A 13,077-nucleotide genomic window follows, 5' to 3' on the forward strand; every position below is an offset into this window, starting at 1 on the left:
TTTAGGTTCCTTGTAGAAGGGTGCGCTCTGCAGAACGCACCATGGCTCCATGAAAGGCGACATCCGAAGATGAAAACCAAGGGCGCGATCCTCCGTGGAATCAACCAGCCGTGGAGCGTGGAGGAGATCGAGGTAGGGGATCCGCGCGCAGGGGAGGTCATGGTGGAGCTCGGCGCGTCGGGCATGTGCCACTCGGACCATCACCTGGTCACCGGCGATACCCCGATGCCGTCCTACCCGGTCATGGGCGGGCACGAGGGCGCCGGCAAGGTGATCAAGGTCGGCGAGGGCGTCAAGGACATCAATGTGGGCGACCACGTCGTGCTGTCCTTCATCCCGTCCTGCGGCAAGTGCGAGTCGTGTGTGACCGGGCATTCGAACCTGTGCGACCTGGGCATGTACCTGCTTACGGGGCAGACCATCAGTGACGGCACCTACCGGGTGCAGACGGCCAAGGGCGAGGACGTGATCCCGATGGTCCTGCTGGGGACCTTCTCCCCGTATGTGACCGCGCACGAGACCGCCGTCATCAAGATCGACGAGTCCATCCCGTTCGAGGTGGCCTGCCTCGTCGGTTGCGGCGTCACCACCGGCTGGGGCTCGGCCACCAACGTGGCGGAGGTCAAGGCGGGCGAGACGGTCATCGTCGTGGGCGCCGGCGGCGTCGGCATGAACTCCGTCCAGGGTGCTGCGGTCTCCGGCGCGGAGCGGGTCATCGTCATCGACCCGTCCGAGTTCCACCGCGAGCAGTCGAAGAAGTTCGGCGCCACCCACACTTTCAACTCGATGGCCGAGGCAATCGTGCCGATCATGGAGCTGACGCACGGCAAGATGGCCGATAAGACCATCATCACGGTGGGCCGCATCAAGGGCGAGGACATCGACCCGGCCATGACGCTGACCCGCAAGGGCGGACGTGTGGTGGTGGTGGGCATGGGCGGCATGGGCGACATGGACGTCACCCTGAACCTGTTCATGTTCACGATGCTGCAGAAGGAGTTGCGCGGCGCGATCTTCGGCGGCGCGAACCCGCGGGCGGAGATCCCCAACCTGCTGTCCATGTACAAGGCGGGCAAGCTCAACCTGGACGACCTGGTCACCAAGGAGTACCAGCTGGAGCAGATCAACGAGGCCTACCAGGACATGCTGGACGGCAAGATCATCCGCGGCGTCATCAAGTACACGGACGCCGACCGGTGACCGCGTCTGACGCGGTTATGGACCGCACGAGCATCTATATCGATGGGGCCTGGACCGCGTCAGACGGCACTGGCGTGATCGACGTCGTCAACCCCGCGACCGAACAGGTCATCGCCCGGGTGGCCGACGGCACGGCTAAGGACGCGGACCGCGCGGTGGAGGCCGCCCGACGGGCGTTCCCCGCGTGGTCCGCGCTCAACGGCGCGGAGCGCGGGGACTACCTGCAGCGCGCCCATGAGCTGCTGATGGAGCGGATTGAGGACCTTGGCGCGCTGGTGGCGAAGGACATGGGTATGCCCCTCGCGCTCGCAAAGCCGGTGCAGGTGGGGATGCCCGCGGCCAACCTCGCCGCATTCGCCGAGTTGGCGCGCACGTATGAGTTCGACGCCAGCGAGATCGGCAACTCCCTCATCGTGCGCGAGCCCATCGGCGTCGTCGCCGCCATTACCCCGTGGAACTACCCGCTCCACCAGGTGGTGCTCAAGGTCGGCGCCGCACTCGCTGCGGGCTGCACGGTGGTGCTGAAGCCGACGGAGGTCGCGCCGCTCATCAGCTGCGCGCTCGCCGATATTTTCCACGAGATCGGTTTGCCTCCAGGCGTTTTCAACCTTCTCAGTGGGACCGGACCGGTGGTGGGCGAAGCCCTGGCCGGGCATCCGGAGGTGGACATGGTCTCGTTCACCGGCTCGACCCGCGCGGGAAAGCGGGTCGCGGTGGTGGCGGCGGAGACAGTCAAGAAGGTGGCGCTGGAGCTGGGCGGCAAGTCGGCGAACATCATCCTGGACGACGCGGATCTGAACGCCGCCGTCGCGAACGGGGTGTTCAAGTGCTTCCTGAACTCCGGCCAGACCTGCACGGCGCTCACCCGGATGCTGGTCCCGCACGACAGGCTCGCCGAGGCGACCGAGATCGCGGTCGCCATCGCCCGCAGTTTTGTCCCCGGGGACCCGTTCGACCCGGCATCGCGGCTCGGTCCCCTGGTCAACGCCACCCAGCTCCAGCGGGTGCGCGGCTTCATCGACCAGGGCGTCGCCGAAGGCGCGCAGCTCGCGCTCGACGGTCGGGAGTCCGGCCTGGCGCAGGGCTACTTCGTCGGCCCGACGGTGTTTTCTGGAGTTGGCGAGGACATGGCCATCGCCCGCGAGGAGATCTTCGGCCCGGTGCTCTCGATCATCGGCTATACCGACGAGGACGACGCGGTGCGCATCGCCAACGACTCCGATTATGGCCTAGCCGGCGGTGTGTGGGCGGGCGACTCCGAGCGGGCGACCGCGGTGGCGCGCCGGTTGCGCACTGGGCAGGTCGAGGTCAATGGGGGAGCGTTCAACACGAATGCGCCGTTCGGCGGCTATAAGCAGTCCGGCATCGGCCGTGAGGGCGGGACGATGGGCCTCGAGGAGTTCCTCGAGACCAAGGCTATCCAGCGGTAGTCCTCCGACCATCGAAGACGAGACGCGCGCGTCCCGGGGATGTTCCCTGGGACGCGCGCTTTCCTATGCGGGGCGCGGTCCATATGATCTAATCGGAGTTGACGTCAAGTTCAACTATGGGGTTGTGGCGCGCGGTTCTCGAATCTCGTGAACTGGCTGGGCAGGCCGCCTAACGTGGTGTCTGCCGACGAGCGGCGCAGCTATCCCGACTTCGAGGAGAGGAACCACATGCAACTCGCGTTGTCCGATGAGGAGGCCACATTCCAGCAGGAGATGCGGGACTTCTTCACCACGAAAATTTCGGCGAGCATGCGCGAGGCACTGGCCAACGGCGGCGACGTCACCCCCGATGACTTCCGGGCAGCCCAGCGGATCCTCAACGAGGCCGGCCTGGCCGTGCCGCACTGGCCCGTGGAGTGGGGCGGCCGTGATTGGACCCCCGTGCAGCGCCACCTGTGGCTCAACGAGATGCAGCTGGCGTCTGTGCCGGAACCGCTCGCGTTCAACGCCATGATGGTCGGCCCGGTCATCGCGGCCTTCGGTTCCCAGGAGCAGAAGGAGCGCTTCCTGCCGGCCACTGCGAATCTCGACATCTGGTGGTGCCAGGGCTTCTCGGAGCCCGAGGCCGGCTCCGATCTCGCATCGCTCAAGACCAAGGCGGTGCGCGATGGCGAGGACTACATCGTCAACGGCCAGAAGACGTGGACCACCCTGGGCCAGCACGCTGACTGGATCTTCTGCCTGGTGCGCACGGACCCGAGCGCGCCGAAGAAGCAGGCCGGAATCTCGTTCATCCTGATCGACATGACGACCCCGGGTGTCACGGTCCGCCCGATCAAGCTCATCGACGGCACCTACGAGGTCAACGAGGTCTTCTTCGAGGACGTCCGCGTCCCGGCCGCGAACCTGGTGGGCGAGGAGAATGCCGGCTGGGACTACGCGAAGTTCCTGTTGGGCAACGAACGCGCTGGCGTCACACGTGTCGGCGCGTCGAAGGTGCGAGTCGCGCAGGCGAAGGCACAGGCGGCGGCTATCACGGTGGGCGCCGGCACGCTGCTCGACGACCCGCTGTTCGCGGCGCGCGTCGCCGAGTTGGAAAACGACCTCTTGGCACTCGAGCTCACACAGCTCCGGGTGGTGGCGGACTCCGCGGACGGCAAGCCGAGCCCGGTCTCGTCCCTGCTGAAACTGCGCGGGTCGGAGCTGCAACAGGCGGCGACAGAACTGCTGATGGATGTCGGCGGCTACGACACACTGCCGTTCCGGGCCCCCGCGGACGTCGAGTCTCCGGGCTGGGCGCAGCAGAGCACCCCCCGCTACCTCAACTACCGCAAGGTCTCGATCTACAGCGGCTCGAACGAGGTACAGCGCACCATCATCGCCAAGTCGATTCTGGGATTGTGAGATAGCCATGGACTTCAAATACACAGATGAGCAGCAGATGCTCTCCAGCGCCGCCCGCGACCTGTTCGGCAAGGCGTATGACCCCGAGTCGCGCAACACCGTCGTCGCCACGGAGCTCGGGTGGAGCCGGGACGTGTGGGCGCAGTGCGCCGAGATGGGACTGCTGGGCCTGCCATTCGCCGAGGGCGACGGGGGTATGGGCGCGGGACCGATCGAGGTGATGGGAGTGATGACCGAGATCGGCCGTCGCCTGGCCCCCGAGCCGTTCCTGGATGCGGTGGTGGTGGCCGGCGGCCTGGTCGCGGAGTGCGGCTCCGCCGAGCAGCGGGCGGACCTGCTGCCCAAGCTGGCCGAGGGTGAGCTACTCCTTGCCTTCGCCCATCATGAGCCGGGCATGCGCTGGCCTGTTCGGGCGGTAGCGACAACGGCCACCCCGGACGGCGACGTCTGGGCGATTACAGGCGTGAAGAACCCTGTGCTGCACGGGGATTGCGCGGACCAGGTGATCGTCAGCGCCAACCTTCCAGGTGCTGCCGGTATTGGGTTGTTCCTCGTCGCGGCGGACGCCCCCGGTGTCACCCGCACGGCCTACGCCACTCACGACAGCCTGCGCGGTGCGCAACTTCAACTCACGGCGGCCCCCGCGACCCTGCTGGGCGAGGCTGGGCAGGTGGAGGCTGGGGACCGCACTGCCGCGATCGACGCCATCGAGGTGCGGGCGCAGGCCGCGCTGGCGGCGGAGGCAGTCGGCGCGATGGAGGAGGCACTGCGCCTGACCACCGAGTACCTGAAAACCCGCAAGCAGTTCGGTGTGCCGTTGGCGACATTCCAAACCCTGACGCACCGTGCGGCGGACATGTATGTGCTGCTCGAGTTGGCCCGCGGCATGAGCCTGTACGGTTCCATGGCGCTGGCTGATGGCGATTACTCGCCGGAGATCGCGGCGCGAGTCCAGCTGCAGATCGGCCGCTCGGCCCGCAAGATCGGGCAAGAGGCCATCCAGCTACACGGCGGTATCGGCGTCACCGCGGAGTATCCGGTGAGCCACTACGTGAGCAGGCTGCTGGCGATCGAGCACACTCTCGGCGGCACGGAGGAGCACCTGCACACCCTCATGTCGGGTCTGCGGGACCACGAGATCGTCTCCCTCTGAGCAACCGCTAGGCCAGCGATAGGATGAGCCTCGGTTCCCGTCCCGCCGGACGGGAACCGAGGCTTTTCTTTGGGAGGGAACTACGTGACAACGCCCAGTCTGGGACACCCGCCGGTGCGCCGATCCTGGATGAGCCGGGCCTGGTTGGTCTGGGGGGTGGGGCTATTCGCCTACATTGTCGCGGTGCTCCAGCGCACCTCGCTCGGCGTCGCGGGCCTGGATGCGACGGAGCGGTTCTCCGTGGGCCCCAGCATGCTGTCGATGTTCGTGGTGTTGCAGATAGTGGTCTACGCGGGTATGCAGATCCCCTCCGGCGTGCTCTTGGACCGGTACGGCTCTCGGGCGCTGTTAGTTTGCGGCGCACTGATTATGGCGGCCGGCCAATTCACCCTCGCGTTCACTGAGTCCCTGCCGATCGCGATCGGGGCGCGGGTGCTCGTCGGTATCGGCGATGCGCTGACGTTCCTCTCTGTGTTGCGGCTGGTGCCGCGGTGGTTCGAGATCCGGCGGGTGCCGCTGATCACGCAGTTGACGGGCATCCTGGGGCAGACGGGGCAGATCCTCTCCACGGTGCCGCTGCTCGCGTTGATCAGCGGGGCGGGCTGGTCGGTGGCCTTCGGCTCCGCGGCGTCGATGGCGCTGCTGTCTTTCTTCCTAGTGGCCCTGTTCGTCAAGGACTCTCCGATACCGCTGGGAAAGGTGGCCACGCCGCTGCGGCTGGCGGAGATCGGTGGTCAACTCAAGGCAGTGTGGCTGCGTCCCGGCACGAGACTTGGCTTCTTCGCCCACATGGGCACGCAATTCTCGGGGATGGTGTTCGCGTTGCTCTGGGGGATGCCCTACCTGGTCACGGCGCAGGGCCTGTCCGCGGTTGCTGCGAGCTCCATGTTGACGCTCTTCGTCCTGGCCACCATCGTGATCGGACCGCTGATGGGTGAGTTCACCGCCAGGCATCCGCTCCGCAGGTCGTGGCTGGTGCTGACGGTGATCGGCGCGAATATCGTCGTGTGGACCGTGGTGCTCGCGCTGCCCAGCACGGCACCGCTCTGGCTGCTGGTCGTGCTGGTGGTGGTGACGGCGGCCGGCGGTCCGGGCTCGGTGGTGGGATTCGACTACGCGCGGACTTCCAACCCCCATGCCAATCTGGGCTTGGCCCAGGGCATGGTGAACCAGGGCGGGTTCTTGGCCTCGTTGGTGGTCCTGGCCGCGGTCGGCGGGGTGCTGGGGGCAAACGGCGGCTACAGTTTCGAATCATTCCGGCTGGCGTGGCTGGTCCAGTACCCGATTTGGATCTTCGCCGTCGTTGCCATCCTGATCACTCGAGGCAAGGCACGCCGCTATGAGCAGGTGCAGTTACGGCCGCTTCGAGAGGTCTTCTCCCCACGGGGCGGTTGGCGGCGAAGTTCCTAGCCGGCCAATGGTCTGGTAGTCGTCAGGCCACGAGGTCGTTGTACTCCGGGTGGGTGTCGATGTAGCCGCGCACGAATGAGCAGGAGGTGACGATCTTGCGTCCCTCGGACCTGGTTTGCGCCAAGGCGAAACCGATCAACTCGGTGGCCAGCCCGTGGCCCTCGAATCGTTGCTTCGTGACGGTGTGGTCGAAGTTCCGCGTGTCTCCGATATCCATGTAGTCGGCGTACGCGCCGACATCGTCCTTCACATAGATTTCAAACCGCTCTAGATCGGTGTTGTGGACAATGCGCTTAGTCACCTGAGCCCGCCCTTCTCCGGTCGGGTTTGTGCACGGCCGGTTTATCAATGATACGCCAAGGGGCGGGCGCAGGGGAGTGCTCTCGCAGACCTGTCTGGGGTGGTCGGGAACCACCTCGATGGAGGGGGAGCGCCGACTGAAGTGAGATGCGACACGCCGGAAAGCTAGCCGAACCCAGTTCGCAACTACCGTAATGTCCAGGCCAATGTCAGCCGGAGTTCAGTCGGAGAATCAGGTGCAGCATGGACATGCGAGTTCCCCAGGCTAGGCGCAGCCCACTGGCCAAATTCGTCGCCTGGACAATTCTGATTCTGGGATTGGTGGGCACCGTCGCCGCCGTCGCGGAACTGCACGTGGTCTATGCCGTGTATTCGTTGATCGCCATGTCCCTGGCTGGCATCTACTTGCTCAAGCAGAAGTCGCTCGACGCGAACCGCGTGGAGCGGCCTCGGGATCTATTCACCGGCCGCTGAGCTGGGCCGGGGACGTGAGGGGGGCTTGGCCCTAGTGCGCAGCGTATTGCTGGGCGAATCCGACAACGTCGTTGACGTACGCCTGCGAGTTGTTGTAGCGCAGCACCGCTGCCGCGATGTCGGCCGCGTTCCGCAGGTCGAGGTTGCCGTGGCAGAGATAGTTGCCAGTGGTCAGCGCCGCGTCGAAGAGGTTCTGCGGATCGGCTTCGCCGTCGCCATTGCCGTCGCCCGCGTAAGCCTGCCAGGTCTCGGGGAGGAATTGCGTGGGCCCGACGGCCCGGTCGAAGCTGGCGTCTCCGTCGAGCTCCCCGCCGTCGGTGTCCTTGATCACCGCGTTGCCCCGCAGGCTGCCGTCGAGCACCGGTCCGAGGATGGGGGTGAGCAGGTTGCCGTCTGCGTCGGCGGCGCCGTTGTTCGCGTGCGTGGACTCGACCCGGCCGATCCCCGCGATGAGCGTCCAGTCGATGCCGCACTGTGGCTGCTGGGTGAACAGCAACTCTGCCGCGTGCCTGTAGGCCGTGTAGTTGATGTCGGGCACGCCGCCGTGTCGCACGTCGGAGGGCAGGCCGGCTGGGCGCGCCGGGGTGCTCGAGGGCGCGGTGGTCTCCACAGCGGGTGCAGCGAGGGCTGGTTCGCCGGACGTGGCGGTGGCGTCGACTATGGGCGCATCGGTTGCGGTGGGATCGATCGTGGTGGCGTCGGAGAGCAGCTGCGCGCTGGTGTCCTCCGCGGGTACTGCCGCAGGTGCCGCCGCCGGGCCGCTCGGGAGAGTGCTGGCCGCCCCCAGCAGTAGCGCCGGAGCGGCGAGCGAGGCCGCCCAGACGCTGCGGCGGCGAAGGGTGGACGTGCGCTTCGTTCGGGGGCCTGCCAAGATTCTTCCTCACTGTCGACCTGGGGTGTCGTCGCGTTGCCGCGAACCGGAGGCGACAGTACGCCAATTCGTGACCTGTCCGTTACATAAACGTGACCAAGCGTGGGTGGCGGGGCTCATGTGACTGCTGTGGCGGGCGTGTCGATCGCCTGCGGTGGTGAGAAGGTCTCGTGCACCGCCTCGGCCGCGAATGGGCGCCTGGGGCATTTGTGCTGGTTATCGTGCCGCGGGGGGATGGGCGGGGCGGCGTGGGCCTAGCGCCGCTGACAATCCTGGAGGTCCGGTCGATATCGAGTGTTAGGCCAGTCACAGCGGAGATGGACGAGGCGCCGCGGGGTGCCTGTCGCCACCGCACTCATGCCAGTTCACCGCGGATCGAATTGCGACCATGCCATCGTTTGCGGGTGTCGATAACCGGCTGGCTCTGCCCCGTCCGTGATTGTGGTGGAGGATGGACCACGACACGGTGCCGATACGGCAGGTTGGCTGGGGGTATCGGACGCGCACGCAATGTTGGCAAGGAGTACGTGATGGGCAAGCCCATGATCAGCAAGTCCCAGGTGGACCTTCATGGCGCGGAGATCGTCTACCGCCATGGCGGCGACGGGCCGGAGACCCTGCTACTGGTACACGGGATCGCGGGCAGTTCGCGGGTCTGGCGGCAGGTTATGCCGGAGTTGGCTCGCACCTATCGGGTGATCGCGCCAGACCTGCCAGGGCATGGGCTGTCGTCGAAGGGCCGGGGCGACTACTCGCTGGGCGCGTTCGCCGCCGTGCTTCGGGACCTGCTGCAGGAATTGGATGTCGACCGGGTCACTGTGGTCGGCCATTCGCTCGGCGGCGGGGTGGCTCTGCAGCTGGCCTACCAGCACCCCGAGTTGGTTGGCCGGATTGCGCTGATCTCAAGCGGCGGGCTGGGTCCGGAGGTTGGTTGGCCGCTACGCCTGTTGGCCGCGCCAGGCGCCGAGCTGGTGCTGCCTGTCATCGCGCCGCCGTTTCTGCGGCCGCTCGGGGACAAGATTCGAGAGTGGGTGGGCGGCAAGGGGGTTCGCGCCGATAACCTAGAGGAGATGTGGCTCGCCTACGCCTCGTTGTCCGATAGCGAGACCCGCAAGGCGTTTCTCCGCACTCTGCGGTCGGTGGTGGACACCCGCGGCCAAGCGGTGAGTGCCAGCAGCAGACTGCACCTGGCCAACGCGATCCCATCCCAGCTGATCTGGGGCGACGCGGACCCGATGATCCCGGTGGCGCATGGGCTGGGCGCGCATGAGGCGATGCCTGGCAGCCGCTTGCGAGTCCTGCCTGGCGTCGGCCACTTCCCGCAGACCGAGCGGCCGGAGGAGGTCGAGCAGATCTTGACCGAGTTCATCAGTCAGACGCGGATGGTCGAATTGCCTCCGCGCTCCGCCCTTGGCGCAGGCTGAGGGCGCCCAGATGCCACACCGACTGAGCGTCCAGACCCTGTCCGGCCCGGTGCGGGGGTTTGCGGCAGAGGGGGTCCACGTGTGGAAGGGGATCCCCTTCGCCGCTGCGCCGGTGGGCGAGCGACGATTCCGGTCCCCTGCCCCGCCCTTCCCGTGGACGGCCCCGATGGATTGTCTGGAGTTCGGCCCCGTCTGCCCGCAGGCGGAGGGCATGGCGATGGAGGCAGTGCTCCAACCCGACGAGGACTGCCTGAACTTGAATGTGTGGCGCCCCGCGACGGAGGGCCCACCGCGGCCGGTCATGGTGTGGATCCATGGCGGCGCGTACTACATGGGCGCCGGCTCGCAGGGCGTCTATGACGGTGCGGAACTCGCCCGCCACGGCGAGGTCGTCGTGGTGACGTTCAACTACCGGCTGGGAACTCTGGGGTTCGTGGACCTGACCTCGCTCGCCACGCCGGAGCACCCCTTCGAGTCCAACCTGGGGCTGCGGGATCAGATCGCCGCGCTGGGTTGGGTGCGGGACAACATCGCTGCCTTCGGTGGGGACCCCGGCAATGTGACGGTGTTCGGCGAGTCCTCCGGCGGCGGCTCGGTGACGACGCTCATGACGGTCCCGTCCGCGGAGGGCCTGTTTCACCAGGCGATAGCGCAGAGTTCCCCCGCAACGTCCATCTACGGGCGCGACCGCGCCGCCACGGTCGCGCGGCTGCTCCTGGACCGGCTGGGGTTGACCCCGGATCAGGTGGGCGAGCTCCGGCGGATCCCGGTGGATCGGCTCGCCCGGGCCAGCGCGGAGCTGGCGACGGAGGTCTTCGGCAGCGTGCCGGGGACCCTGGCGATCGCCCCGGTCGTGGATCGTGACCTGATCCCGTACTACCCGGTGGCCGCGTTCCAGAAGGGCAAGCAGCACAAGATCCCGCTGCTGATCGGCACCAACCGGGATGAGGCGACGATCTTCCGTCTGCTGCGGCTGCCAATGATGCCGGTAACGCCGGACTCCGTGTATCGGATGCTTGCCAAGATCATCGGGGACAATCCGGAGGTCTCGCCTGAGCAGATCGCCGCGGTCATCGCCGGCTATCCGGACTTGCCGAGGGCGAAGGGGGCCATCGCGATCTCCCAGGACGCGGCCTTCCGGATGCCCGCGCTATGGATCGCCAGCGCGCACAGCAAGGCCGCCCCGACCTGGTTGTATCGCTTCGATTTCGCGACGCCCATGCTCAGGGCGGCGCGGGTGGGCGCAGGCCATGCGATGGAGATTCCCTACATCTTCGGGACCTTCGGGGCGATCCGGCGCGACCCGACGTTCCTGCTGGGCGGCCGGGCGGCGGCGATGGCTGTATCCGAGCGCATTCAGGCGAGGTGGGCGGCGTTCGCGCGAGACGGGAAGCTCGACTGGCCGGCCTATGACCAGGACGGGCGCCACACGCTGCTGATCGGCCGCGAGGAGTCCGTGGCCGCAGACCCGGACCGGGAGATGCGGCTGCTGTGGGGCGAGGACGTGGTGGGCTTCAGCTAGTGGGTCAGCTGCCCATGGTGCTGCGGGCGTACTGGACCGCCTCTCGTGCGATCTGCGCGATGCGCTGCTCGGACTCGGATGCTGCTGGCGCGGGCGCTGAGGTGGCGGCCGGGACCACCGCCGGGCTGGCCGCTGGCGCCCCTGCTGTGGACCACTGGCCGTAGTCGGCCTTGAGGATGGAGTTCAGATCGACCCCGATGCCGTCGATCTTGTCCTTGTCGATCCGGGTCTGATGAATGTGCGCGGCCGGGTGCACTCGGCCATCACTGCCCCAGTTGTGCTGCCAGAAGTACGCGCCGAGGCCGGCGGCGATAGCCCAGTCGATGGTGGGCGCGTTGGCGTAGATGCCAGTGCCAGCATGGCCGAGGACTGATTCACAGCCTTGCAAGAAGGGCAGCACCTGGGTGTCGAACTGCTGACGACTCGGGTTGGAGTCGATGGACATGTAGATCGGCCGGTCGGCGGGCCCGCCCGCGGCGCGGTGCAACTCGAGCCCGCGCCGGGCATGCTGCACGCCGGCGTCGAAGCCTCCATGCCAGTCTGAGGTCTCGTCCTTGCCGTACTGGTAGCAGGAGACGACGGCTAGACCCGCTGCGTGCATGGCGGCCGCCTCGTCGGCGCGCATCGGCTTCGCCATCCAGGGGGCGCGGGCCTCGGAACAGTAGCGGATCACGCCCTTGTGGCCAGCCTCGCGGATCGACGCGGGGGACGGGATCCCCGCCGAGTAGTCGACCAGGGTGCCCAGGCCGCCGGGCGCCGCGTGCGCCGCGCCGCCGCCGAATGCCGCTGCGCCGGCCACAGCTGCGGCTCCGGTGGCGAATGCCTTGATCGCGTCGCGACGGGAAAGCTGCACGGTGTACCTCCAAGGGCGGTGCTCGAATGCGGCCGGGCGATGGTGCCAAAGGGGCGCAAGTTACGAGAAGTCAACTACCGATACGCGTGTGTTGCAAGTTATTGGTGGGATTGGTGGGACTTAGCCCATCCTGGCCGAGCGCCCGGTACGGCTAACCTCGAGGGGTGGGCGCAATGGCGGATGACGATGATATTGGGGAGCTGCTGCCGCATCCGGGCACGGGCGCGCTGTTTCCCTCGCCGGTGCCTCCTGGCTCCGGCTGGCCCGAGGACCCCGCTGACGCGAACACACCGGTGTCGCGCACGGCGACCGAGGCCGTGCAGCTTGCCGCGTCGGCCCAGGGGCTGGCCGCGCTCGACGCGAGGATCAGCGTGTGCCGCGCCTGCCCGCGACTGGTGGACTGGCGCGAGGACGTGGCGCGCACCAAACGGCGATCATTCGCGGATCAGCCCTATTGGGGCCGCCCGGTGCCGGGATTCGGGGATACACACCCGAAGCTGCTGATCGTGGGGTTGGCGCCGGCGGCGAACGGGGCGAACCGCACGTCGCGGATGTTCACGGGGGATCGCGCGGGGGACTGGCTGTTCGCCGCGTTGCACCGGGCGGGCCTGGCGGCGCTGCCCGGCAGCGACCACGCCGGCGACGGCCAGCAGCTCTATGGGGTCCGAGTCGTCTCGACCGTGCGTTGCGCGCCGCCCCTGAACAAGCCGACCACGCTGGAGCGAGATACCTGCGCGCCGTGGCTGCACGCCGAGCTCGCGATGTTGCTGCCGCAGACGAGCGTGATTGTGGCGCTGGGCCACTACGGCTGGGACGCCACGCTGCGGACTGTGCGCGAGATCGGCGGCCGGGTGCCGGTGCCAAAGCCCCGGTTTGGCCACAATGCGCTCGCGGTGGTCGTCATGCCCGGCGGCGCGGAGATCACGGTGCTCGGTTGCTTCCATCCCAGCCAGCAGAACACCTTCACCGGCCGACTTACGGCGCCGATGCTCGACGAGGTCTTCACGTTAGGGCGGCAGCTCGCCGGCCTGTGAGC

11 protein-coding genes and 1 pseudogene are annotated in these 13,077 nt (G+C 67.4%); 9 read left to right on the forward strand and 3 right to left on the reverse strand.

Going from position 1 to position 13,077, the window contains the following annotated elements; all coding sequences use genetic code 11:
• Window positions 1-69 precede the first annotated feature (69 nt).
• From TBIF_RS05450 to TBIF_RS05470, 5 genes are all read left to right on the forward strand, one after another.
• Window positions 70-1,200, forward strand: a complete 1,131-nt coding sequence (locus tag TBIF_RS05450; RefSeq protein WP_024793843.1) for an NDMA-dependent alcohol dehydrogenase — start codon at window positions 70-72, stop codon at window positions 1,198-1,200.
• A gap of 17 nt (window positions 1,201-1,217) precedes the next feature.
• Window positions 1,218-2,630, forward strand: a complete 1,413-nt coding sequence (locus tag TBIF_RS05455) for an aldehyde dehydrogenase family protein (protein WP_038169889.1) — start codon at window positions 1,218-1,220, stop codon at window positions 2,628-2,630.
• A 228-nt stretch (window positions 2,631-2,858) separates the two neighbouring features.
• Window positions 2,859-4,034: an acyl-CoA dehydrogenase family protein gene (locus TBIF_RS05460; RefSeq protein ID WP_024793845.1), complete on the forward strand. Its 1,176-nt coding sequence runs from the start codon at window positions 2,859-2,861 to the stop codon at window positions 4,032-4,034.
• 7 nt (window positions 4,035-4,041) lie between these two features.
• Window positions 4,042-5,187, forward strand: coding sequence for an acyl-CoA dehydrogenase family protein (locus tag TBIF_RS05465; RefSeq protein ID WP_024793846.1), 1,146 nt, complete (start codon window positions 4,042-4,044; stop codon window positions 5,185-5,187).
• 129 nt (window positions 5,188-5,316) lie between these two features.
• Window positions 5,317-6,597: an MFS transporter gene (locus tag TBIF_RS05470; protein WP_024793847.1), complete on the forward strand. Its 1,281-nt coding sequence runs from the start codon at window positions 5,317-5,319 to the stop codon at window positions 6,595-6,597.
• Window positions 6,598-6,619: 22 nt separating this feature from the next.
• Here the strand turns inward: TBIF_RS05470 and TBIF_RS05475 are convergent, their stop codons facing one another.
• Entirely contained in the window at window positions 6,620-6,898 is a 279-nt protein-coding gene (locus TBIF_RS05475) for a GNAT family N-acetyltransferase (RefSeq protein WP_024793848.1), read from the reverse strand.
• Window positions 6,899-7,140: 242 nt separating this feature from the next.
• On the opposite strand from TBIF_RS05475, the gene TBIF_RS25295 reads away from it, so the two are divergent.
• On the forward strand, window positions 7,141-7,371 hold the full coding sequence (locus tag TBIF_RS25295) for a hypothetical protein (RefSeq protein WP_148302168.1): 231 nt from the start codon (window positions 7,141-7,143) through the stop codon (window positions 7,369-7,371).
• Window positions 7,372-7,402: 31 nt separating this feature from the next.
• Here the strand turns inward: TBIF_RS25295 and TBIF_RS05485 are convergent, their stop codons facing one another.
• Window positions 7,403-8,242: a lytic transglycosylase domain-containing protein gene (locus tag TBIF_RS05485; RefSeq protein ID WP_024793849.1), complete on the reverse strand. Its 840-nt coding sequence runs from the start codon at window positions 8,240-8,242 to the stop codon at window positions 7,403-7,405.
• A 542-nt stretch (window positions 8,243-8,784) separates the two neighbouring features.
• Here TBIF_RS05485 and TBIF_RS05490 point away from each other — a divergent pair.
• Window positions 8,785-9,666 carry an alpha/beta fold hydrolase gene (locus TBIF_RS05490; protein WP_024793850.1) on the forward strand — a complete coding sequence of 294 codons (882 nt, stop codon included), beginning with the start codon at window positions 8,785-8,787 and terminating at the stop codon, window positions 9,664-9,666.
• A 10-nt stretch (window positions 9,667-9,676) separates the two neighbouring features.
• Window positions 9,677-11,188 carry a carboxylesterase/lipase family protein gene (locus TBIF_RS05495; protein ID WP_038169948.1) on the forward strand — a complete coding sequence of 504 codons (1,512 nt, stop codon included), beginning with the start codon at window positions 9,677-9,679 and terminating at the stop codon, window positions 11,186-11,188.
• 142 nt (window positions 11,189-11,330) lie between these two features.
• Here TBIF_RS05495 and TBIF_RS05500 read toward each other — a convergent pair.
• Window positions 11,331-12,041: pseudogene (locus TBIF_RS05500) on the reverse strand (DUF1906 domain-containing protein); the annotation flags it as partial.
• A gap of 173 nt (window positions 12,042-12,214) precedes the next feature.
• Between TBIF_RS05500 and TBIF_RS05505 the strand changes: the two are divergent.
• On the forward strand, window positions 12,215-13,075 hold the full coding sequence (locus tag TBIF_RS05505; protein ID WP_024793853.1) for a uracil-DNA glycosylase: 861 nt from the start codon (window positions 12,215-12,217) through the stop codon (window positions 13,073-13,075).
• Window positions 13,076-13,077: the final 2 nt, after the last annotated feature.

This window comes from Tomitella biformata AHU 1821, from assembly GCF_000524475.1.
Lineage (GTDB): Bacteria > Actinomycetota > Actinomycetes > Mycobacteriales > Mycobacteriaceae > Tomitella > Tomitella biformata.